Source organism: Xanthomonas sp. PPL134 (assembly GCF_040595915.1).
Taxonomy (GTDB): Bacteria; Pseudomonadota; Gammaproteobacteria; order Xanthomonadales; family Xanthomonadaceae; genus Xanthomonas_A; species Xanthomonas_A indica.
Window position 1 is genome coordinate 80,978 of sequence record NZ_JAMDLL010000009.1, and the last position, 21,925, is coordinate 102,902.

Annotated in this window: 17 protein-coding genes; 9 read left to right on the plus strand and 8 right to left on the minus strand. The window is 68.2% G+C overall.

The annotated features are described in order from the left end of the window. Positions 1-588: 588 nt before the first annotated feature. Positions 589-921, minus strand: a complete 333-nt coding sequence (locus M3U25_RS15660; RefSeq protein WP_355501714.1) for a calcium-dependent protein kinase 21 — start codon at positions 919-921, stop codon at positions 589-591. A 71-nt stretch (positions 922-992) separates the two neighbouring features. Continuing rightward, a complete protein-coding gene (locus M3U25_RS15665) occupies positions 993-2,189 on the minus strand; it encodes a fatty acid desaturase (protein ID WP_355501711.1) in 1,197 nt (398 codons plus the stop codon). A 132-nt stretch (positions 2,190-2,321) separates the two neighbouring features. Here M3U25_RS15665 and M3U25_RS15670 point away from each other — a divergent pair, with 132 nt between their 5' ends. Beyond that, a complete protein-coding gene (locus M3U25_RS15670) occupies positions 2,322-3,164 on the plus strand; it encodes an ATP-binding cassette domain-containing protein (RefSeq protein ID WP_242157723.1) in 843 nt (280 codons plus the stop codon). 219 nt (positions 3,165-3,383) lie between these two features. On the opposite strand, the gene M3U25_RS15675 is transcribed toward M3U25_RS15670, so the two are convergent. Next, positions 3,384-3,758 carry a helix-turn-helix domain-containing protein gene (locus tag M3U25_RS15675; protein WP_311195489.1) on the minus strand — a complete coding sequence of 125 codons (375 nt, stop codon included), beginning with the start codon at positions 3,756-3,758 and terminating at the stop codon, positions 3,384-3,386. A gap of 211 nt (positions 3,759-3,969) precedes the next feature. Between M3U25_RS15675 and M3U25_RS15680 the strand changes: the two genes are divergently transcribed. Then, on the plus strand, positions 3,970-4,875 hold the full coding sequence (locus M3U25_RS15680; protein WP_355501707.1) for an NAD(P)H-binding protein: 906 nt from the start codon (positions 3,970-3,972) through the stop codon (positions 4,873-4,875). A gap of 27 nt (positions 4,876-4,902) precedes the next feature. On the opposite strand, the gene mnmE is transcribed toward M3U25_RS15680, so the two are convergent. From mnmE to rpmH, 5 genes are all read right to left on the minus strand, one after another. Beyond that, entirely contained in the window at positions 4,903-6,246 is a 1,344-nt protein-coding gene (gene mnmE, locus M3U25_RS15685; protein ID WP_355501704.1) for a tRNA uridine-5-carboxymethylaminomethyl(34) synthesis GTPase MnmE, read from the minus strand. A gap of 31 nt (positions 6,247-6,277) precedes the next feature. Further along, positions 6,278-9,019 (minus strand): tetratricopeptide repeat protein, encoded by a 2,742-nt coding sequence (locus M3U25_RS15690; RefSeq protein ID WP_355501701.1) that lies wholly within the window; start codon positions 9,017-9,019, stop codon positions 6,278-6,280. Positions 9,020-9,117: 98 nt separating this feature from the next. Then, entirely contained in the window at positions 9,118-10,854 is a 1,737-nt protein-coding gene (yidC, locus tag M3U25_RS15695; RefSeq protein WP_355501698.1) for a membrane protein insertase YidC, read from the minus strand. Positions 10,855-10,872: 18 nt separating this feature from the next. After that, positions 10,873-11,310: a ribonuclease P protein component gene (rnpA, locus tag M3U25_RS15700; protein ID WP_160947493.1), complete on the minus strand. Its 438-nt coding sequence runs from the start codon at positions 11,308-11,310 to the stop codon at positions 10,873-10,875. A gap of 38 nt (positions 11,311-11,348) precedes the next feature. Further along, positions 11,349-11,489 (minus strand): 50S ribosomal protein L34, encoded by a 141-nt coding sequence (gene rpmH, locus M3U25_RS15705; protein ID WP_003469983.1) that lies wholly within the window; start codon positions 11,487-11,489, stop codon positions 11,349-11,351. Positions 11,490-11,750: 261 nt separating this feature from the next. Here rpmH and dnaA point away from each other — a divergent pair, with 261 nt between their 5' ends. From dnaA to M3U25_RS15740, 7 genes are all read left to right on the plus strand, one after another. Continuing rightward, positions 11,751-13,091 carry a chromosomal replication initiator protein DnaA gene (gene dnaA / locus M3U25_RS15710; protein ID WP_355501691.1) on the plus strand — a complete coding sequence of 447 codons (1,341 nt, stop codon included), beginning with the start codon at positions 11,751-11,753 and terminating at the stop codon, positions 13,089-13,091. Positions 13,092-13,365: 274 nt separating this feature from the next. Then, complete coding sequence (gene dnaN, locus M3U25_RS15715; RefSeq protein WP_017911750.1) at positions 13,366-14,466, plus strand: DNA polymerase III subunit beta; 1,101 nt, start codon at positions 13,366-13,368, stop codon at positions 14,464-14,466. A 486-nt stretch (positions 14,467-14,952) separates the two neighbouring features. Next, the gene (gene recF, locus M3U25_RS15720) at positions 14,953-16,053 is read left to right on the plus strand and encodes a DNA replication/repair protein RecF (RefSeq protein ID WP_355501688.1); all 1,101 of its coding nucleotides are present in this window, start codon (positions 14,953-14,955) and stop codon (positions 16,051-16,053) included. A gap of 113 nt (positions 16,054-16,166) precedes the next feature. Then, on the plus strand, positions 16,167-18,629 hold the full coding sequence (gyrB, locus tag M3U25_RS15725) for a DNA topoisomerase (ATP-hydrolyzing) subunit B (protein ID WP_242157815.1): 2,463 nt from the start codon (positions 16,167-16,169) through the stop codon (positions 18,627-18,629). 78 nt (positions 18,630-18,707) lie between these two features. Further along, the gene (locus M3U25_RS15730) at positions 18,708-19,559 is read left to right on the plus strand and encodes a CPBP family intramembrane glutamic endopeptidase (RefSeq protein WP_355501684.1); all 852 of its coding nucleotides are present in this window, start codon (positions 18,708-18,710) and stop codon (positions 19,557-19,559) included. A gap of 68 nt (positions 19,560-19,627) precedes the next feature. Next, positions 19,628-20,434, plus strand: a complete 807-nt coding sequence (locus M3U25_RS15735) for a M48 family metallopeptidase (protein WP_355501681.1) — start codon at positions 19,628-19,630, stop codon at positions 20,432-20,434. A 159-nt stretch (positions 20,435-20,593) separates the two neighbouring features. Then, on the plus strand, positions 20,594-21,787 hold the full coding sequence (locus tag M3U25_RS15740; RefSeq protein ID WP_355501678.1) for a tetratricopeptide repeat protein: 1,194 nt from the start codon (positions 20,594-20,596) through the stop codon (positions 21,785-21,787). Positions 21,788-21,925 lie beyond the last annotated feature (138 nt).

The window sequence follows — 21,925 nt, forward strand, 5'->3', positions numbered from 1 at the left end:
TATTGCATTGAACACCCTTTTTGCTAATAAGCACTTACTTAATAGCTATTCGGCGGGAGAATATGTCAGATATTTAATTTTCTTCCCTGGAATAACGCTCTGCTTGTATCTAGCCTTTTCACTCCATAAGGCAAGTACGTGGTCCCAATTTTTATTGCTGTCTTCCTTTGCCTGCCTGCGCTGATTGCGGTGCATTTCGTCGTATCTGTGATGAATGCACATACTGGCGCTGCATATTGGTGGTGGCAGGTGGTGGAGATCGTGGTGACTTATGTAGCATGGTCGCGAACAGGAAAGCGCTGGCCCAAATCGCTGCTATCTGATAAAGCGGAGCACTCTGTAAACGGAATCCCGTAGGAGAATTTCGCCTAGTAACCCGGGCGCGTTGAGCCAATTACTGGAGCCAGACGGGCTGCACCAGATTGCATGTCGCCTCGGCGAGGTGAGCTTGGGGAAATAGGGCTGTTGTCGGTTTCATTTTACTGTGGCTGCTCTAGTCATACGCACCAGAGCATCAACCCGCCGCACTCTAGATTTTTAAACCCCAACAGTAGAGCGAAAGATCGCAGCTACCCATCGGATCCTTGCTCACTGCGGCGGCGCCGCGAGTTCCCGCGCGCTGAGGTAGCCGTCGCCGTTGGTGTCCTGCTTGCGGAAGCGGGCGGTCAGGGTGGCGAGGTGTTGCGCGCGGGTGATCGGCGGGCCGCGGCCGCCGGGCAGTTCGGCCGGGCTGAGCACGCCGTCGTGGTCGCGGTCGCGCGCGTCGAAGGCGTAGCTCATCCAGGCCAGGTATTCGTCCAGGCTGACACGGCCGTCGCCGTCGCGGTCCATGCGCTGCAGGTAACTGGTGGTGCTGTCGATCGCCTGCGCCTGGGCGTCGACGATGCCAACAGCGATCAGGGCGCAGGCGATGCGCAGCATCCGCCACGCCATCAACGACGAACGCCGCGCGAGGCGGCGTTCGTGCGGCGGGGCAGGCGGTGCGCCGCGGCTCATGCCAGGGCGTAGCCCTTCAGCCGCGCCGCGTAGGCCTGCAGCGCGGCGATGCCGCTGGCTTCGGCGTCGTGGCACCAGGCCTGCAGGTGCTTGAGACGTTCGCTGGCGTCGTGGGTACGCGCCTCCAGCAGGGCGGCCAGGCGCGCGCGGTGCTCGACCAGGGTGCGCATGCGCGGACGCTGCGCCACCCAGTGCTGCAGCTGTGCGCGGGCGTCGGGCTTGAGCCAGCGGCCATCGTCGACCAGGCCCTTGCGCAGGCGCCGCGGCAGCAGCTTGCGCAGCTTGGCGCCGGCCTGGGCGGCTTCTTCCTTCAGCGCCGGCGCGAACACGTTGCGCTGGTAATCGGTCATCGCCTGGAAGCGATGCGAGAGCAGCGCGCGCAACGTGTCGGCGTCGGGCACGGCGATGTTCGGGCGCACGTCCAGGGTCGGCGCCACGCGCAGGATCTTGGCCAGGCGCAGGGCCGCCAGCGCACGGATCGCGATCCAGCCGATGTCCAGTTCCCAGCGGCGCATCGAGAAGCGCGCCGAGCTCGGGAAGGCATGGTGGTTGTTGTGCAGTTCTTCGCCACCGATCCACAGCGCCCACGGGGTCAGATTGGTCGAGGTGTCGGCAGACTCGAAGTTGCGGTAGCCCCACCAGTGGCCCAGGCCGTTGATCACGCCGGCGGCCCAGAACGGGATCCAGGCCATCTGCAGCGCCCACAGCGCGATGCCGGGCAGGCCGAACAATGCGAAGTTGACCACGAACAGCGCCACCGGCCCCAGGTTCGCGTACGGGGTATACAGGTGCCGCTCGATCCAGTCGTCCGGCGCGCCCTTGCCGTACTGCTCGATGTCGCCGCGCTGGGTGCGCGCTTCGCGATACAGCTCCACGCCACGCCAGAAGACGCGGGCGATGCCCTTGGTCTGCGGGCTGTGCGGATCTTCCTCGGTCTCCACCTTGGCGTGGTGCTTGCGATGGATCGCCACCCACTCTTTGGTGATCATCGAGGTGGTGAACCAGGTCCAGAAGCGGAAGAAGTGCGACAGCAGCGGATGGAAATCCACGCCGCGGTGCGCCTGGCTGCGGTGCAGATACAAGGTCACCGCGAAGATGGTGAGCTGGGTGAACAGCAGCAGCACGGCCAGCATGCCCCACCAGCCGACGCCGAGCAGGCCATTGCCGAGGAAGTCGAGGATCGCGTCGAACATTGCCAGAAGCTCCAGAGCGTAGGACGGCGTGGGGTCAGAACATGATGGGGGTTGCGACTGCAAACTTCACCCGGCGCTCGCGTATGGTATTCAGCCGCCAAGCGCTTCCGATCACAGAACGGTGTCGGTTCCATGTCAGTCGCCTCTCCCCAAGCAACCCCCGTGCCAGCGGCCGCGCCGCTGATCGAATTGGACCGCGCCAGCGTGGTGCGCGGCCAGGTCCGCGTACTGCACGCGCTGAGCCTGCGCATCGCACTCGGCCAGCACACCGCCATCCTCGGCCCGAACGGCTGCGGCAAATCCTCGTTCATCAAGCTCATCACCCGCGAGCTGTATCCGCTGGCGCGCGCCGGCGAGGAGCCGGCGGTGCGGGTGCTCGGCCAGAGCCGCTGGCAGGTGGACCGGCTGCGCAGCCAGTTGGGCATCGTCACCGGCGATCTCAGCGTCAATCTCGCCGACATGCCCGGGCTGGATGTGGAAAGCGCGGTGCTGTCCGGGTTCTTCGCCAGCTATGTGGTGCCGCCGCACCGCGAGGTGACCGAGGCGATGCGGGCGCGGGCGCGCGAGGCGCTGCAGGCCGCGCACGCGCTGCCGCTGCTGCGGCGCCCCTACGCCGAATTGTCGGCGGGCGAAACCCGACGCGTGCTGATCGCGCGCGCGCTGGTCAACCGGCCGCAGGCGTTGCTGCTGGACGAACCCAGCACCGGGCTGGACCTGGTCGCACGCGAGCACCTGCTGGCGACGATGCGCGACCTCGCCCGCCAGGGCATCACCCTGGTGCTGGTCACGCACCACATCGAGGAGATCGTGCCTGAGATCGCGCGGGTGATCCTGCTGCGCGAGGGCCAGGTGTACGCCGACGGCACGCGCGAGGAACTGCTGGCCGATGCGCCGTTGTCGGCGGTATTCGGCGGACCGGTGCGGGTGCAGCGCGACGGCGACAGCTACAGCGCGCGGGTGGTTGCGGAGCGCTGATCGGCGGTTGCCGGGTTCGGGCGGCGTTCGGGGCCGTCGCGTTTGCGGGGCTGCGAGATGTCGCAGGTGATGCGGGTGATTTGGGGATGTCCGTAGGAGCGGCTTCAGCCGCGACCGGGCGTTCCCAATAGAGCCGTCGCGGCTGAAGCCGCTCCTACGTATCTACGTCTGGGGCGGCCTCGGTGATCAGCAGCTCCGCCATTGGTGCTCGCACTGCGTTCAGCCAGCGGCAGCGCGTGCGCTCGGCGCCGGTGCATCGCTCTCGAACGCGGCGCGCGCGCTGCGGATCTGCGCGTGGTGATCGGCGGCCCAGCGCACCAGCGGCGCCAGCACCACGCTCAGCGATTGGCCGAGCGGAGTGAGCCGGTACTCCACCCCAGGCGGCACGGTCGGCAGCACCTCACGCGCGACCAGGCCTTCGCGCTGCAGGTCGCGCAGGGTCTGGGTCAGCATGCGCTGAGAGATGTCCGGCAGCGCGCGGCGCAGTTCGCCGAAGCGGTGCGGGCGTTCGGCCAGCAGCATCACGAACAGGGTGCTCCACTTGTCGCCGATCTGCGCCAACACGTCGCGCACCGGGCACTGGTCGATGGCCATGCCGGCGCGCTGGTAGTCCTGCAATTGCTGGCTCAGCAGCACGTCGCCGGCAGTGGTCGGGGGTACGACGATGGCCATGGTGGTTACCTCGGGGTAAGCAGGGGCGGAAAAAGTGCCGTCTTTACAGCCCGGCCCAGGTCTCTAGGATAGACCAGGTTCCTTTTCCAGACCATGGCGTCCTGCGACGCCTCCCTTCCTCAGGAGACCTGTCATGTCCGCATCTTCCGATTCCCTGCTCGTGACCGGCGCCGGCGGCCACTTCGGCCAGCGGGTGCTCGCGCACCTGCTCGACACCCTACAGGTGGCGCCGTCGCGCGTGGTGGCGATGACCCGCCAGCCCGAACGCCTGGCCGCCTGGGCCGCGCGCGGCGTGGACGTGCGCCACGGCGATTTCGACGACGCCACCTCGCTCGACACCGCGTTCCGGGGTGCCGGCCGCGTGCTGCTGATCAGCACCGACGCGCTGGACCGCCCCGGCCACCGCCTGCAGCAGCACCGGGCCGCAATCGCCGCGGCCGAGCGTGCCGGGGCCAGCCATCTGGTCTACACCTCCTGCCCGGAACCGCACGGCTCGCCGCTGCTGTTGGCCACCGACCATGCCGGTACCGAAGACGCCCTTGCCGCCAGCGCCGTGCCCGCCTGGACCGTGCTGCGTAATCACTGGTACTTCGAGAATCTGTTCATGAGCCTGCCGTCGGTGCTGGCCTCTGGCCAGTGGTACAGCGCGGCCGGCGACGGCGGCATCGCCCACATCGCGCGCGATGACCTGGCCCGCGCGGCCGCGGTCGCCCTGGCCGGCGGCGACGGCAAGCGCACGCTCACCCTCAGCGGCGCGCGCGCCTACACCACCGCCGAGATCGCCGCACTGGTCGCGCAGGTCCTGGACGTACAGATCCAGGTGGTGCCGGTACCGGTCGAGGGCCTGGTGCAGGGCATGGTCGGCGCCGGCCTGCCCGAGCCGGTCGCGCGCGTCTATGCCTCGTTCGACACCAACACCGCGGCCGGCCGCGTCGCCACGGTCACTGGCGACTACCAAGCGCTGACCGGGCAGGCGCCGCTACCGTTCGAACAGTGGCTGCAGGACCAGCGCACGCAGCTGGCGACGTTGAAGCCGTAAGCAAACGCGGCGACGCGCGCATGCGCGCTACTTGCCGATGCAGAAGCTGGAGAAGATCCGCCCGAGCAGGTCGTCGGCGCTGAGCGTGCCGACGATCTCGCCGAGCGCGGCATGCGCCAGGCGCAGTTCCTCGGCGGCCAGTTCCAGGCGTTCGTGCCGCAGTTCGGCGGCGGCCGCGTCGGCGTGGATGGCGGCGCGCTGCAGCGCATCGACGTGGCGCGCGCGTGCGGAGAACTCGCCATCGCTGCCCTCGCCGGCCGCCGCGCCGGCGATCGCGCGCAGCTGCGCATGCAACTGCTCCAGGCCGCTGCCGGTGGCGGCGGAGACGTAGACGCGCTCGGCGCTGGCGGCGGGCACCGCAGCCAGCAGGTCGCTCTTGTTGTGGATCCACAGGCGCTGCGGCACCTCGGCGATGGCATCGGCGATCGCCGCGTGGCCGGCCTCGGCCTGGCGCGCATCGAGCACGATCAGCGCCAGGTCGGCGCGCTGCAGTTCCTGGCGCGCGCGGCGCATGCCTTCGCGCTCGATCGCATCGCCGCCCTCGCGCAGGCCGGCGGTGTCGACCAGGGTCAGTTCCACGCCATCCAGGCGCACGGTCTCGTGCAAGGTGTCGCGGGTGGTGCCGGCGATGTCGGTGACGATGGCGCGGTCGCTGCCGGCCAATGCGTTGAGCAGGGAACTCTTGCCGGCGTTGGGCGGGCCGACCAGCACCGCATGCAGGCCATCGCGCAGGCGCCGGCCGCGTTCGGCGTCGACGCGCAGCTGCGCCAGATCCGCGCGCGCCTGCGCCAGGCCGGCACGGACCTGTTCGCCGCCGAGGGTGTCCAGCGCCTCGTCGGCGAAATCGATCGCCGCTTCGATGTGGATGCGCAGGCGGATCAGCTGTTCGGCCAGGTCGTCGACGCGGCGCGAGAACACCCCATCCAGCGAACGCCGCGCCGCACGTGCCGCGCGCAGGTCGCCCGCGGCGATCAGGTCGGCGATCGCCTCGGCCTGGGCCAGGTCGAGCTTGCGATTGAGGAAGGCGCGTTCGCTGAACTCGCCCGGGCGCGCCGGCCGTGCGCCGAGTTCGCAGCAGCGCGCCACCAGGTGCCGCAGCAGCACCGGGCTGCCATGCGCCTGCAGCTCCAGCACGTCCTCGCCGGTGAAGCTACGCGGCGCCGGGAACCACAGCGCGATGCCATCGTCCACGACCTCGCCGTGCGCGTCGCGGAAACGCGCGTAGCGGGCGGTGCGCGGCACCAACGGGCCCAAGCCCAATCCATCGGCGATGGCCACGGCCGCCGGACCGGAGACGCGCACCACGCCGACTCCCCCCGCACCAGGGGCGGTGGCGATGGCGGCAATGGTGTCGGTGGCGGAAGACGGCATGGCGAGGCAGCAGGTCCGGTGGGGTGGTGAACTACAGCGTCTGCAACTGGCCGCGGACGTAGGCGGCCGACGCACCGTTGGGTTGCAGTTCCAGGTAGGTCTGGAAGGCGTGCTTGGCCTTGGCGGCATCGCCCAGCTGGCGGTAGGCGTCGCCCAGGTTGACGTAGGCCACCGCGCGCGAGGGGTCGATCTTCAGCGTGTTCTCCAGCCAGCGCACGGCCTGCGCGTACTTGCCCTGGCGATAGTAGATGAAGCCCAGGTTGTTGGCCGCCAGCGCAAAGTCCGGGCGCAGCTTCAGCGCCTCGGTGAACTGCGCCTCGGCCTCGTCGTAGCGCTTCTCCTTGTACAGCTGCAGGCCGCGGTCGTTGGCGCGCTGCGCCCGCTGCCGGTCGGACACCGGGCCGGCTGCGGCCGGCACCGCCAGCGGCCGCTCGCCGCCCTGCAGGTCCTTGACCACCACCGCCGGCTTGGCCGGGGTGGCCGGCGCGTCGACGCTGCTGGCGCCCGCGTGCGGCGTCGCGGTCGATGCCGGCGCGGCCGCATCGACGCGATCGTTCATCGCGATCGCCGCCGAGGACAGCTGCTGCGTACTGGCGGTGAGGAACTCCTCGCCCTCCGGCACCTGCAGCACGAATTCGCCGCCCTGCGAACCGGGCAGGCTGCCGAACGCGGGCGTCTGCTGCGAGATGCTCGACACCGCCGGCGCCACGTAGGCGGCCAGCTCGGTGCCGGTGATCAGGCCGTCGCCGTTGAGGTCGGCCTTGCCCGACAGCGCCTGCAACAGCACCCAGGTGAACACCGAATGGCCGTTGGGGCCGCTGTCGGCCACCTGCTGGTCGGCGCCGCCGGCGGTGAGCATCTGCCGGGCGATGCGCCGCGCGTTCTCGCGCAGGTAGGCGCTGGTGCCGCCGCCGCGGGTCAGGCCCAGGCCGCTGTAGCACGCGTCCATCACGAACAGCACGTGCTTGGCTTCCAGGCTTTCGGCGATGTCCTGGATCTCGGTCATCGGAATCGCGTCGGTGGCGAACTGCGCCGGATCCGAATCGGCCGGCACGATGTAGCCGAGGTCGCGCCCGGAGGCCAGCTTGCGGGTGGCGCCGTGGCCGGCAAAGAACACGAACACGCGATCGTTCTTGCCGACGCCGCCGTGCGCGAGCCGATCATGGAAGGCGGCCAGGATGTTGTTGCGGGTCGCTTCCTGGTTCTTCAGCACGATCACCTGCGACGAGGGGAAACCGAAGCTGCCGGTGAGCGTCTGTGCGATCGCCTGCGCATCGTTGGCCGCGTACTGCAGCTTGGGCCAGTGCGCGTAGTCGTCGATGCCGATCACGATCGCCCACGACTTGTCGTAACCGCTGGTCACCGCCGGTGCGGCGGCGTTGCTGGCCGCGCGCGCCACGCTGAAGTCGCGCCCGTTCCAGGCAGCGAACTGGTAGCCGTCGGCGCTGAGCCGGTCCAGGATCTGCGGCAGCGCCTTGACCGTACGTTCGTGGATATCGTGGAACAGCAGGATGCCGCGCTGCTCGCGGCCGACCTGCTCGAGCACGCGCTGCACGATCGACTCCGGCACCGGGTCGGCCCAGTCCAGCGAATCCACGTTCCACATCACCGACTTCAGCCCGGCCTCGCCGAGGATCTGCATGCCCTCGGCATTGCGCGCGCCATAGGGGAAGCGGAACAGCGGCGCGCGCTTGGCGTCGACCGCGCGCAGCATGCGGTCAGTGTCGAGGATCTGGCTGCGCAACGCGGCGCCGGTTTCCTTGGATAGTTGCGCGTGGGTCAGGCTGTGGTTGCCGACGGTGTAGCCCTGCTCCATCAGGCTACGGCTGACGCTGGCCAACGGCGACAAGTCGACCTTGCCATCGGGCTCCAGCTTGCCCAGGTTGCGGCCGACTTCGAAGAACGTGGCCGGCACGTCGTAGCGCTTGAGGATGGCGACGATCTCGTCGGTGTACGCGCGGTGCGGGCCGTCGTCGAAACTCAGCACCACGGTCTTCGGCGGGAGGTCGCGGCCGAACACTTCGCGGTCGCTGTCCTGCATCGACATCGGGTACGGCGTGATCACGCCGTAGTCGCGCAGGATCGCCTCGCGCGTGTACAACGTGCCCAGGTGGGCGATGTAGTCCTCCCACTTCTCGCGCTTCTGCGCGATCGCGCGGGTGCGATCGAAGCGGCTGAAGATCGCGGTGATCTCGCGGTTGTAGGTGCGCTCGATTTCGTCGAGCGCCTCCAGGTCCTCGCCGATGCGCTGGTGCAGCTTGATCGCCGGCAACGAGGAATCCTTGCCGATGCGCTGCTGCCAATCGGCGAGAATCTCGCGGAATGCCAGGCGGTCGGCGTCGTACAGGTCCGGTGCCGATTCGACGTAGTCCAGCAGGCTGCCGATCGCGGCGAAGCGCTGCGGATCCGGCAGCGCCAGCAGCGCGTCGAACTGCGTGGCCAGCGCCTCGCGGCGCTCCAGGCCCTCGTGGAACAGTTGCTGGCCGACGCTGCTGGAGGTCTGGCGGTCGGCCGGCGATTGTCTGGCCTCGTCGGCCAGCAGCACGATGATCTTGCGCTGCGCCGCCAGCTGCGCCTGCAGGCCTTGCAGCAGCGCCGTGGCCTGGGTCTGCAACGCCGGCGAGCCGGGGATGGCGATCGCCGTCTCGGGCGATGCGGGCTTGGCGGCCGTTGTCTCGCTGCCGGCGGGCGAACGCTGGCAGGCGGCCAGGACCAACGCGAGCAGGCCGATCACGGCCACGGACGGCGACAACGGACGACGGCGCTTGCGCATGACCACGGACTCGCGAGCAAGGCGGTGCGGGACCGCACGCGCCGGCGCCTTCCCCGGCCACATGCGCAACGCCCGCCGGAGGGCGGGCGTTGTCGGGTTTACTTCTTGGCCTTGGCCGGCGGCTTGCCGCTGCCGCCACCGCCACCGCCGGCGGTGGCCGGTTCGCCGTGGCGCTTGGTCATCCACCACTGCTGCAACAGGCCCAGCGAACCGTTGGTGACCCAGTACAGCACCAGGCCGGACGGCACGAAGGCCATCATCACGCCGAACACCAGCGGCATGAACTGCATCATCTTGGCCTGCACCGGATCCATGCCGGGCGACGGCGTCAGCTTCTGCGTCAGCCACATCACCGCCACGTTGATCACCGGCAGGATGAAATACGGATCGCGCGCGGTCAGGTCCTGGATCCAGGCGAACCACGGCGCCTGGCGCAGTTCCACCGACTCCACCAGCACCCAGTACAGCGCGAAGAAGATCGGCATCTGGATCAGCACCGGCAGGCAGCCGCCCATCGGGTTGATCTTTTCCTTCTTGTACAGCTCCATCATCGCCGTCTGGAACTTCTGCTTGTCGTCGCCGTAGCGCTCCTTGAGCTGCTGGATGCGCGGCTGGAACTTGCGCATCTTGGCCATGCTCTTGTACTGCGCAGCCGACAGCGGATACAGGATCAGCTTGAGCAGCACCACCAGGCCGACGATCGACCAGCCCCAGTTGCCGAGCAGGCTGTGCAGATGGCTGAGGATCCAGAACAGGCCCTGGCCCAGCAGCGCCATCAGCGAGAACCGGCTGTAGTCGACCACGCGATCCAGGCCGCGCACGTTTTCCTTGGCGATCTGGCTGACCAGCTTCGGGCCGACCCACAGCCGCGCCTCGGTGCTGGCGCTGGCGCCCGGCGCCACGGTGAAGCCCGGGCCGCGCGCTTCGATCACATGCCGCGGACCGTCGTTGGACAGGACGTACAGCGCCTGCTGGTCGGCCTGCGGGATCCAGCTGGTGAAGAAGTGGTGCTGCAGCAGCGCGATCCAGCCGCCGGAGATGGTCTGGTTGAGCGGGCCATCCTCCAGGTAGTCCTTGAACGCGCGGCGCTGGTAGCCATCGGCCGGGCTGAACCAGGTGGCGCCGTTGAAGCTGAAGGAATCCGGGTTGGTCATGCCGCGGCTGACGATGGTCGGCACCCGGCTCAGCTTGCGGAACACATAGCCCTGCCACGGCTTGCTGCCGTGGTTGATGACCTCGTCGTGCACCTGCACGGCGTAGTGGCCACGCTGCAGGGTGTAGACGCGGCGGATGCTGACGCCATCCGGGCCGTTCCACACGAACGGCACCTGCAGGCTGTCCTGGCCCTTGGCCAGCACGTAGTCCTTGCCCGGCTGCTCGGGGCGGAAGCCGCCCGGACCCGGCGACGGCGAGTTGTGCTCGCCCACCCAGCCGCTGGTGGCGGTGTACGGATGCGCCGGGTCCTCGGTCAGCAGTTGCACCGGCGGGCTGCCGGGCTGCTTGGTCTGCGGGAACAGCAGCAGGTCGGCGTCGAACACGCTGCGGCCATCCAGGGTCAGGCGCAGCACGTCGGTGGTGACGGTGACCCGCGGCGCGGCGCTGGCCGCGGCGGTCTCGGGCGTGGTGCTGGCCGGCGCGGTGCCGGGCACCGTGGCCTGCGGCACGGCCGGCGCATGGGTGGCGCCGGCATCGGCGTCCTGCGCCGGCGGCACCGTGGTCGCCGCCGCCACCGTCGCCGCGGTGGCGTTCGGCGCGTGTTCCTTGTTCCATTCCATCCACAACAGCGCCGCGACCATCAGCCAGGCGAAAATCAGGAAAAGGCGGGTCTGGTTCATCGGACAGGCAAGCTCGGCTCAGCCAGAAGCGGTTTCTGACGTGGAAGTGGGGGAAGAAGGACGAAGAGGCGGCGGCATTGTGCCGTCCGCGGCCGGGGCCGGCAATGCGCCAGCGCGACGCAGCAAGCGCTCATAGGCCTGGCGCAGTTGCACGCCGCTGGCCTGGGCGGCGGCGCTGCGCGCCACCACCACGTAATCGCCGGGCGCCAGCCACGGCAGCAGCTGCCGCGTGGCCTCACGCAGCACCCGCTTGATGCGGTTGCGCACGACCGCGCGCTTGTCGACCTTGCGCGACACCGCCAACCCCAGCCGCGCCGGGTGCGGCGCACTGCGCCAGTGCAGGCTCATCAGCGGCTCGGAGCAGCGGCGCGCGGCATCGAACACGACGCGGTATTCCGCAGACGTGCGAACCCGCGCAGAGCGAGGAAATCGCCTACGCGGGTCGGGAGGATTCACGGTCCGGATTGCAGGCGCCGCCTGGGGCGGCGAAGCAATCAAGCGCTCAGGCGCTTGCGGCCCTTGGCGCGGCGGCGGGCCAGGATCTTGCGGCCGTCGGCGGTGGCCATACGGGCACGGAAGCCGTGGTCGCGCTTGCGCTTGAGGTTGCTGGGCTGGAAGGTGCGCTTGGTGGCCATCGGGGCGCTCTGATCTGAATGGGGCGGAAAGAACCGGAAATTCTATAGGACCACTCACGTCGCGGTCAACTCCCTGTCTGGACGGGAGTGGAGCACAAGAGCGCAGGGCCTGTGGATGGATCTGTGAATAGCCGTGGGAAAACCATTCCCGACCCTGCGCGCCGGTGGTAGTCTGATCCATCCGCTTTCCTCTCCCACCGGCCGAATGCGCCGCGCCCGAGCGCGCCCTTCATGCCCGGTCTATCGACGAATTTAGATCTGATGGATGCTTGGCCCCGTTGCCTGGAACGTCTGGAAGCCGAATTTCCAGCCGAGGACGTTCACACTTGGTTGAAACCGCTGCAAGCCGAACAGCGCCATGACAACAGCATCGTGCTGTACGCCCCGAACGCCTTCATCGTCGAGCAGGTGCGCGAGCGCTACCTGCCGCGCATCCGCGAACTGCTGACCTACTTCGCCGGCAGCGGCGAGGTGCTGCTGCAGGTCGGCTCGCGCCCGCGCGCGCCGGAACCGGTCGCCGCCCCGCCCAGCGAGACCGCCGCCGCGCGCACGCCGGCGCCGCCGTTGCTGGAGCCGTTCGCCGGCAATCTCGATTCGCACTACACCTTCGCCAACTTCGTCGAAGGCCGCAGCAACCAGCTCGGCCTGGCCGCGGCGGTGCAGGCCGCGCAGAAGCCGGGCGACCGTGCGCACAACCCGCTGCTGCTGTACGGTGGCACCGGCCTGGGCAAGACCCACCTGATGTTCGCCGCCGGCAACGCCATGCGCGAGCAGAACCCGAACGCGCGGGTGATGTACCTGCGCTCGGAACAGTTCTTCAGCGCGATGATCCGCGCGCTGCAGGACAAGACCATGGACCAGTTCAAGCGCCAGTTCCAGCAGGTGGACGCGCTGCTGATCGACGACATCCAGTTCTTCGCCGGCAAGGACCGCACCCAGGAAGAGTTCTTCCACACCTTCAACGCGCTGTTCGACGGCCGCCAGCAGATCATCCTGACCTGCGACCGCTATCCGCGCGAGGTCGAGGGCCTGGAGCCGCGGCTGAAGTCGCGCCTGGCCTGGGGCCTGTCGGTGGCGATCGATCCGCCCGATTTCGAGACCCGCGCGGCGATCGTGCTGGCCAAGGCGCGCGAGCGCGGCGCGGAGATCCCCGACGACGTGGCGTTCCTGATCGCCAAGAAGATGCGCTCGAACGTGCGCGACCTGGAAGGCGCGCTCAATACGCTGGCCGCCCGCGCCAACTTCACCGGCCGCGCGATCACCACCGAATTCGCCCAGGAAACCCTGCGCGACCTGCTGCGCGCACAGCAGCAGGCGATCGGCATCCCCAACATCCAGAAGACCGTGGCCGACTACTACGGCCTGCAGATCAAGGACCTGCTGTCCAAGCGCCGCACGCGTTCGCTGGCGCGGCCGCGGCAGGTGGCGATGGCGCTGACCAAGGAACTGACCGAACACAGCCTGCCGGAAATCGGCGATGCGTTCGCCGGGCGCGACCACACCACCGTGCTGCACGCCTGCCGCCAGATCAAGCACTTGATGGAGACCGACGGCAAGCTCCGGGAAGACTGGGACAAGCTGATCCGCAAGCTCAGCGAGTAGTGCGGCGGCCGGTGCGGAGGACGCCGGATAAATCGGTGCATGACTTCGCGACAAATCCGGGAGAAACTGTGGATAAAGCGCGACGCGGCGGCGACGGCAAAACTATCCACAGGTTTCCCCACCAGTTCCGGGACAGTAGTACACGGGATTGGGGACGCCAAAAATTCTTTGTTTTCAGTGGTTTGAGCTACATTCGCACCGAATTTCGCTCTACCATCACCACCAAGCTTTTGATTTATTCCACATCTTTTAAAGCATAGGGGCACGGAACCACATGCGTTTCACACTGCAGCGCGAAGCCTTCCTCAAGCCATTGGCGCAAGTCGTCAATGTGGTCGAACGCCGCCAGACCTTGCCGGTTCTGGCCAACTTCCTGGTGCAGGTGCAGGGTGGCCAGCTGTCGCTGACCGGTACTGATCTGGAAGTGGAAATGGTCTCGCGCATTGCGGTCGACGATGCCCAGGACGGCGAAACCACGATCCCGGCGCGCAAGCTGTTCGAGATCGTGCGTGCCCTGCCCGACGGCAGCAAGGTCACCGTGTCCCAGTCCGGCGACAAGATCACCGTGCAGGCCGGGCGCAGCCGCTTCACCCTGGCCACCCTGCCCGCCAACGACTTCCCGTCGGTCGACGAAGTCGAAGCCACCGAGCGCGTGGTGGTGCCGGAAGCCGCGTTGAAGGAATTGATCGAGCGCACCGCGTTCGCGATGGCGCAGCAGGACGTGCGCTACTACCTCAACGGCCTGCTGTTCGACCTGCGCGACCAGACCCTACGCTGCGTGGCCACCGACGGCCACCGCCTGGCGTTGTGCGAGACCGAACTGGAGAACGCCGGCGGCGCCAAGCGCCAGATCATCGTGCCGCGCAAGGGCGTGACCGAGCTGCAGCGCCTGCTGGAAGGCGGCGAGCGTGAAGTTGAGCTGGAAGTCGGCCGCGCGCACGTGCGGGTCAAGCGCGACGATGTCACCTTCACCTCCAAGCTGATCGACGGCCGCTTCCCCGATTACGAAGCGGTGATCCCGATCGGTGCGGACCGGGAGGTCAAGCTGGATCGCGAGATCCTGCGCGCGGCGTTGCAGCGTGCGGCGATCCTGTCCAACGAGAAGTACCGCGGCGTGCGCGTGGAAGTCTCGCCGGGCCAGCTGAAGATCAGCGCGCACAACCCGGAACAGGAAGAAGCGCAGGAAGAAGTGGAAGCGGACACCAAGGTCAGCGACCTGGCGATCGGCTTCAACGTGAACTACCTGCTCGACGCCCTGTCCGCGTTGCGCGAGGAGTTCGTGGTGATCCAGCTGCGCGATGCCAACTCGTCCGCGCTGGTGCGCGAGGCCAGCAGCGCCCGCTCGCGTCACGTGGTGATGCCGCTGCGTCTCTGACGTTCTCGCTTCGTGTTCCACGTGGAACACGTGCGAAAAGCGACCCGGCCCTGTGCCGGGTTTTCTTTTGGGGTTGGGACGGAGCGCTACACCGCCGCATTCGGCAGGTGCCGCGCAGGCCCATCACGGATGACGCGGATCCCTTTGGTGCGGGCAGGTCGTCTGCGGAATCACTGTTCGGCTCGACGCCACATCGCCGAGGGACCGACTCCAGCAAGGACGCCAAGCACGCGCTTTGTCGATGAACTGGACGCAGCGCCCCCCTCCGCTTTTTGCCCGGCTTGCGTTCGACGCAGCCCACCGCCTTTGCACTAAACCAGCGCGCCGTCCCATCACAACGCGAGGCACCCCGCAGGCGGGGATGCGGCTTGCTCCCCACGTGATTGCCCCACCAACGCCTGCCAGCCGTTTTGGGTATGCTGCCGCCCTGCCCCCCGATTCCGCTCTGCGTGCGCCCGATACGAGCGCCTTCGCCTCTATCCCCGCATGCACGTCTCCCGCCTCGACTTCCACCACCTGCGTCGCTTCGCGACGCTCGAGCTGGCCCCCGCGCCCGGGTTGAACCTGATCACCGGCGACAACGGCGCCGGCAAGACCACCGTCCTCGAAGCCATGCACCTGATGGCCTACGGCCGCAGCTTCCGCGGCCGCGTGCGCGATGGACTGGTCAGCCAGGGCCAGGAAGCGCTGGATGTCTTCGTCGAATGGCAGGAGCAGGCGGGTGAAGCCGGGGCGACACGCCGTCGCCGCGCCGGACTGCGCCACAGCGGCCAGGAATGGCGTGGACGCCTCGACGGCCAGGACGTCGCCCACCTCGGCACGCTGTGCGCGGCGCTGGCCGTGGTCACCTTCGAGCCGGGCAGCCATCTGCTGGTCAGCGGTGGTGGCGAGCCGCGACGCCGCTTCGTCGATTGGGGCTTGTTCCACGTGGAACCTGACTTCCTGTCGCTATGGCGGCGCTATGCGCGGGCACTGAAACAGCGCAACGCCCTGCTCAAGAGCGGCGGCAGCGGCGCGGCACTCGACGCCTGGGATCACGAACTGGCCGAGGCAGGCGAGCCGTTGACCTCCCGCCGCCAGGACTACCTGGACCGCCTGCTGCAGCGCCTGCTCGCCCTCGCCCCCGATCTTGCGCCGGCGTTGGGGATCGCGCATCTGCAGTTCGCGCCCGGCTGGCGCCGCCAGGAGGTCTCGCTGGCCGATGCGCTGCTGCTCAACCGCGAACGCGATCGGCAACTGGGCTATACCTCGGCAGGTCCCCACCGCGCCGACTGGAGCCTCAGCTTCGCCGAGATCCCCGGCCGCGACGCGCTTTCCCGCGGCCAGGCCAAGCTCACCGCCCTGGCCTGCCTGCTGGCGCAGGCGGAGGACTACGCCGAACAACGCGGCGAATGGCCGGTGATCGCCCTGGACGACCTGGCCTCGGAACTGGACCGCCACCACCAGGGCCGGGTCCTGGAGCGGCTGCGTGCCGGCCCGGCGCAGGTCTTCGTCACCGCCACCGAAACGCCGCAGGCGCTGGCCGACGCCGGCCTGCCGATTGCGCGGTTCCACGTGGAACATGGCCAGATCCTGGCCGTTTCCTAGGCCGCCACGGGTCCGGCGGCCCGGGCTGCTATAATTTCTGCCAATCCCCTATCCAGCGGCGCGAACCGGCCCCGGCCTGTCTTCGCCGCCTCGTGGAGCCTACGGCACGCGCAATGACCGACGAACAGAACACCCCGGCAAGCAACGGCAACTACGACGCCAACAGCATCACCGCTCTGGAAGGCCTGGAGGCGGTCCGCAAGCGGCCCGGCATGTACATCGGCGACGTCCATGACGGCACCGGCCTGCATCACATGGTGTTCGAGGTCGTCGACAACTCCATCGACGAAGCCCTGGCCGGGCATGCCGATCACGTCGCGGTGACAATCCACGCCGATGGTTCGGTGTCGGTGTCCGACAACGGCCGCGGCATCCCGGTCGGCAAGCACGCGCAGATGAGCGCCAAGCTCGGCCGGGAGGTCTCCGCCGCCGAGGTGGTGATGACCGTGCTGCACGCCGGCGGCAAGTTCGACGACAACAGCTACAAGGTCTCCGGCGGCCTGCACGGCGTGGGCGTCAGCGTGGTCAACGCGCTGTCGGAGAAGCTGCTGCTGGACGTGTTCCAGGGCGGCTTCCACTACCAGCAGGAATTCAGCAATGGCGCGGCCGTGGCGCCGCTGGCCAAGCTCGGCGAGACCACCCAGCGCGGTACCACCGTGCGCTTCTGGCCGTCGGTGGTGGCCTTCCACAACAACGTGGAATTTCACTACGACATCTTGGCCCGGCGCCTACGCGAGCTGTCCTTCCTCAATTCCGGGGTCAAGATCGTGCTCGCCGACGAGCGCGGCGAGGGCCGCCGCGACGACTTCCACTACGAGGGCGGCATCCGCAGCTTCGTCGAGCACCTGGCGCAGCTGAAGACCCCGCTGCACCCGAACGTGATCTCGGTCACCGGCGAGCACAACGGCATCACCGTCGAAGTGGCGCTGCAGTGGACCGACTCCTACCAGGAGACGATGTACTGCTTCACCAACAACATCCCGCAGAAGGATGGCGGCACCCACCTGGCCGGCTTCCGCGGCGCGCTGACCCGCGTGCTCAACACCTACATCGAGCAGAACGGCATCGCCAAGCAGGCCAAGATCAACCTGACCGGCGACGACATGCGCGAAGGCATGATCGCGGTGCTGTCGGTGAAGGTGCCGGACCCGAGCTTCTCCAGCCAGACCAAGGAAAAGCTGGTCAGCTCGGACGTGCGCCCGGCGGTGGAGAACGCCTTCGGTGCACGCCTGGAGGAGTTCCTGCAGGAGAACCCCAACGAGGCCAAGGCCATCGCCGGCAAGATCGTCGATGCCGCCCGCGCCCGCGAGGCCGCGCGCAAGGCAAGAGACCTCACCCGCCGCAAGGGCGCGCTGGACATCGCCGGCCTGCCCGGCAAGCTGGCCGACTGCCAGGAAAAGGATCCGGCGCTGTCGGAGCTGTTCATCGTCGAGGGTGACTCGGCGGGCGGCTCGGCCAAGCAGGGCCGCAACCGCAAGAACCAGGCGGTGCTGCCGCTGCGCGGCAAGATCCTCAACGTCGAGCGCGCGCGCTTCGACCGCATGCTGTCCTCCGACCAGGTCGGCACGCTGATCACCGCGCTGGGTACCGGCATCGGCCGCGACGAGTACAACCCGGACAAGCTGCGCTACCACCGCATCATCATCATGACCGACGCCGACGTCGACGGCGCGCACATCCGCACCTTGCTGCTGACCTTCTTCTACCGGCAGATGCCGGAGCTGATCGAGCGCGGCTACGTCTACATCGGCCTGCCGCCGCTGTACCGGCTCAAGCAGGGCAAGCAGGAGCTGTACCTGAAGGACGACAACGCGCTCAACGCCTACCTGGCCAGCAGCGCGGTCGAAGGCGCGGCGCTGATCCCGGCCAGCAACGAGCCGCCGATCACCGGCGCGGCGCTGGAGAAGCTGCTGCTGCTGTTCGCCAGCGCCAACGAGGCGGTGGCGCGCAATGCGCACCGCTACGACCCGGCGCTGCTGAGCGCGCTGATCGACCTGCCGCCGCTGGACGTGGCCCAGCTCGAGGCCGAGGGCGAGGCGCATCCGAGCCTGGAGGCGCTGCAGGCGGTGCTCAACCGCGGCAGCCTGGGCTCGGCGCGCTACAGCCTGCGTTTCCAGGCGTCCAACGCGCAGCGTCCGGCCACCCTGCTGGTGGAGCGCCGGCACATGGGCGAGGAGACCACCTACGTGGTGCCGATGGCGGTGTTCGAGAGCGGCGAACTGCGTCCGCTGCGCGAGATCGCGCGGGAACTGCACGGGCTGGTGCGCGAGGGCGCGCAGATCGTGCGCGGCAACAAGACCCAGGCCATCACCAGCTTCGCCCAGGCCTACGCCTGGCTGTTCGAGGAGGCCAAGAAGGGCCGCCAGATCCAGCGCTTCAAGGGCCTGGGCGAAATGAACGCCGAGCAGCTGTGGGAGACCACGGTGAACCCGGACACGCGCCGCCTGCTGCAGGTGCGCATCGAGGACGCGGTCGCCGCCGACCAGATCTTCAGCACCTTGATGGGCGACGTGGTCGAACCGCGCCGCGACTTCATCGAGGAAAACGCGCTGAAGGTCGCCAACCTCGACATCTGACCGCGGCGGCGGTCGCCCCGGCGCGTGCCGGGGCCGGCTGCCCTCCGTGCCTTCCGCCCGCTTCCGCGCAGGACCGCGATGACCGCACCGCCGCCGTTGCCCGCCGCTCCGCTGTCTTTGTCCTCCCCGCCGACGCCGACCCGTCCGCGCCGGCCGATCCTCGGTTTCTTCCTCGACGTGCTGCTGGCGGCGGTGGTGCTGCTTGGGGTGAGCGTGCTGTGCGGCCTGGTCTGGGGCGTGCTGCGCGGCTTCCAGCTGGCCATGCAGCTGAAGGCGCAGGGCATTCCCGCCGATCGCCTGGCCACGCTGGTCGCGCAGCAGGTCGGCCAGCCGGGCGCGCTGGCGCAGCTGCTGATCGCGCTGGTCAGCACCCTGTCCGCAGCGCTGTTGCTGTACTTCCTGCGGCGCCCGGCCAGTGCCGCCGAGCGCCGCGCCTCGTGGCAGGCGGCGCGCGTGCCGTCGACCTGGGGCTGGGTGCTGCTGGTCGCGGCCGGGGTGTTCTTCGGCAGCGCGGCGATCTCCGCGGTGTCGGCGCAGTTCGGCATCAAGCCGGAACCCACCAACCTGCCGCTGATGCGCGAGGCGATGGCGCAGATGCCGTTGTTCCTGATCGTGTTCGCCGTGGTGATCGCCCCGGCCTACGAGGAACTGCTGTTCCGCCGCGTGCTGTTCGGGCGGCTGTGGGATGCCGGCCGGCCGCGGCTGGGCATGCTGCTCAGCGGCGCTGCCTTTGCCCTGGTGCACGAGGTGCCGGGAACCACCGGCAACAGCCTGGCGGCGACCGCCCAGCTGTGGCTGGTCTACGGCGGCATGGGCGCGGCGTTCGCCTGGCTGTACAAGCGCACCGGCACCTTGTGGGCGCCGATCGCCGCGCATGGGCTCAACAACGCCCTCGCGGTGGCCGGGCTCTATTGGTTTGGCGCAACCTGAAGGTTTGTTTGACGAAATGTTAAGACGTGGCCCCCCACACTGCCACGCGTGTTAGGAGGGGGGACCGTATGAAGCAAGTGGTACTTGGCGCGTCGTTCGCGATGCTGCTGGCAGCGTGTGCGACGACGACATCGCCAACCGGGCGTACCCAGGTCGTGGGGGGCATCTCGCAGCAACAACTCGACCAGATGGGCGCGCAGGCGTTCGCCGAAGCCAAGGCCAAGGAACCGCTGGACACCGATCCCAAGCGCAACGCCTACGTGCGCTGCGTGGTCAACGCGCTGGTCGCGCAACTGCCCAACCAATGGCGCGGCACCGGTTGGGAAACGGCGCTGTTCAACGACAAGGAACCCAACGCGTTCGCCCTGCCCGGCGGCAAGGTCGGGGTCAACAGCGGCATCTTCAGCGTGGCCAAGAACCAGGACCAGCTCGCCGCCGTGCTCGGCCACGAGATCGGCCACGTCATCTCGCGTCACCACGAAGAACGCATCACCCGTCAGCTCGGCGCGCAGGCGGGCCTGAGCGTGATCGGCGCGCTGGCCGGCGCGCGCTACGGCCAGGGTGCGGCCGACACCGTCGGCCAGGTCGGCGGCATGACCGCGCAGACGCTGTTCCTGCTGCCCGGCTCGCGCCAGCAGGAAAGCGAGGCGGACATCGTCGGCCAGCGCCTGATGGCGCAGGCCGGATTCGACCCGGCGCAGGCGGTGGATCTGTGGAAGAACATGATGGCCGCCGGCGGCGATCGTCCGCCGCAATGGCTCTCCACCCACCCCGATCCCAGTGCCCGCATCGGCGAGCTGCAGCGCGACGTCGCTGCGCTGGAACCGGTGTATGCGCAGGCGCGCAGCGCCGGCAGGACGCCCAAGTGCGGTTGAGTCGGCCGTCGTCTCCGCGCCCGTCGCCGGCGCTGTCACAGAAAACGCATCTAAAAACGTTTTCACGGCGTACAGGTTTCTGATAGGTTTGCTGGCTCGGCCGAGGAATGGCCGCTCCGTCTTCCGTGCCGCTCCGGGCGGTTTCCACCGAGGTGACCCATGAAATTCCGCATCCGCAAGCAAGCGTTGTTGTCCCTGGTGATCACCGCCGCCCTCGGTGGCGCGGTGGTGACCGATGCCGCTGCGCAGAGCGATCGCACCGACCACCGCTCCTCGCGTAATGCGAAGAACGAGAAGGCGGCGGTGCTGTTCCCCAATGCCGAGCGCAAGGAGCCGAACGGCAAGCCGTCGTCCAAGCTCGGCAGCAAGCTGCAGAAGCTGAGCGACACCTACAACAAGGGCGAGGACTACGCCTCGGTGCGCGCCCAGGCCGACGAGATCCTGGCCAACAGCGGCGCCAACGAGTACGACAAGTCGGTCGCCGCGCAGCTGGCCGCGCAGGCCGCCTACAACCTCGACGACAGCAAGGCCGCGCAGGCCTACCTCAAGCAGGCGATCCAGTTCAACGGCCTGGACAACAACGGCCACTACCAGTCGATGCTGATGCTGGCGCAGCTGCAGCTGCAGGACGACCAGACCGCCGAAGGCCTGGCCACGCTGGACAAGTTCCTCGCCGAAACCAAGTCGACCCGCCCGGAAGACCTGATCCTCAAGGGCCAGGCGCTGTACCAGGCGCAGCGCTACCAGGAAGCGATCCCGGCGCTGAAGCAGGCGATCGCCGCGTCGCCGGAGCCGAAGGACAGCTGGAACCAGCTGCTGATGGCGTCCTACGCCGAAGCCGGCCAGACCGGCGAGGCGGTCAAGGCCGCCGAGGCGCTGGCCGCCAAGTCGCCCAACGACAAGAAGGCCCAGCTCAACCTGGCCAGCATGTACATGCAGGCCGACCAGATGGACAAGGCCGCAGCGGTCATGGACAAGCTGCGTGCCGCCGGTCAGCTGACCGACGAAAAGGAATACAAGCAGCTGTACTCGATCTACGCCAACACCGAGGGCCACGAGAAGGACGTCATCGCGGTCATCAACGAGGGCATGCAGAAGGGCATCCTGAAGCCGGACTACCAGACCTACCTCGCCCTGGCGCAGTCGTACTACTACACCGACCAGCTGCCGCAGGCGATCGAGAACTGGCAGAAGGCCGCGCCGCTGTCCAAGGATGGCGAAACCTATCTCAACCTGGCCAAGGTGCTGCATTCGGAAGGCCGTGTGGCCGAAGCCAAGCAGGCCGCGCAGCAGGCACTGGCCAAGGGCGTCAAAAAGCCGGAAGACGCCAAGAAGATCATCAACCTGAAGTAGCACGCAAAAAAAGCCCCCGAAGACCAGTGCTGAAAGTAGTGCAGGTAACAGGGATTGGTATAAGCTTGGAGGTTCCTGCGGTGTCATCGCCGCGTGAACTTGGGTTCAGCTCCACAGCGGAATCCGCCCCCCTTTAAT

Excerpts from the sequence above, each read along its gene's own strand:
- rpmH (WP_003469983.1), bottom strand. The coding sequence starts at position 11,489 with ATGGCCACCAAGCGCACCTTCCAGCCCAGCAACCTCAAGCGCAAGCGC.
- yidC (WP_355501698.1), bottom strand. The coding sequence starts at position 10,854 with ATGAACCAGACCCGCCTTTTCCTGATTTTCGCCTGGCTGATGGTCGCG.
- M3U25_RS15675 (WP_311195489.1), bottom strand. The coding sequence starts at position 3,758 with ATGGCCATCGACCAGTGCCCGGTGCGCGACGTGTTGGCGCAGATCGGC.
- gyrB (WP_242157815.1), top strand. The coding sequence starts at position 16,167 with ATGACCGACGAACAGAACACCCCGGCAAGCAACGGCAACTACGACGCC.
- M3U25_RS15730 (WP_355501684.1), top strand. The coding sequence starts at position 18,708 with ATGACCGCACCGCCGCCGTTGCCCGCCGCTCCGCTGTCTTTGTCCTCC.
- M3U25_RS15735 (WP_355501681.1), top strand. The coding sequence starts at position 19,628 with ATGAAGCAAGTGGTACTTGGCGCGTCGTTCGCGATGCTGCTGGCAGCG.
- recF (WP_355501688.1), top strand. The coding sequence starts at position 14,953 with ATGCACGTCTCCCGCCTCGACTTCCACCACCTGCGTCGCTTCGCGACG.
- M3U25_RS15740 (WP_355501678.1), top strand. The coding sequence starts at position 20,594 with ATGAAATTCCGCATCCGCAAGCAAGCGTTGTTGTCCCTGGTGATCACC.
- M3U25_RS15660 (WP_355501714.1), bottom strand. The coding sequence starts at position 921 with ATGCTGCGCATCGCCTGCGCCCTGATCGCTGTTGGCATCGTCGACGCC.
- dnaA (WP_355501691.1), top strand. The coding sequence starts at position 11,751 with ATGGATGCTTGGCCCCGTTGCCTGGAACGTCTGGAAGCCGAATTTCCA.
- dnaN (WP_017911750.1), top strand. The coding sequence starts at position 13,366 with ATGCGTTTCACACTGCAGCGCGAAGCCTTCCTCAAGCCATTGGCGCAA.
- M3U25_RS15665 (WP_355501711.1), bottom strand. The coding sequence starts at position 2,189 with ATGTTCGACGCGATCCTCGACTTCCTCGGCAATGGCCTGCTCGGCGTC.
- mnmE (WP_355501704.1), bottom strand. The coding sequence starts at position 6,246 with ATGCCGTCTTCCGCCACCGACACCATTGCCGCCATCGCCACCGCCCCT.
- M3U25_RS15670 (WP_242157723.1), top strand. The coding sequence starts at position 2,322 with ATGTCAGTCGCCTCTCCCCAAGCAACCCCCGTGCCAGCGGCCGCGCCG.
- M3U25_RS15680 (WP_355501707.1), top strand. The coding sequence starts at position 3,970 with ATGTCCGCATCTTCCGATTCCCTGCTCGTGACCGGCGCCGGCGGCCAC.
- M3U25_RS15690 (WP_355501701.1), bottom strand. The coding sequence starts at position 9,019 with ATGCGCAAGCGCCGTCGTCCGTTGTCGCCGTCCGTGGCCGTGATCGGC.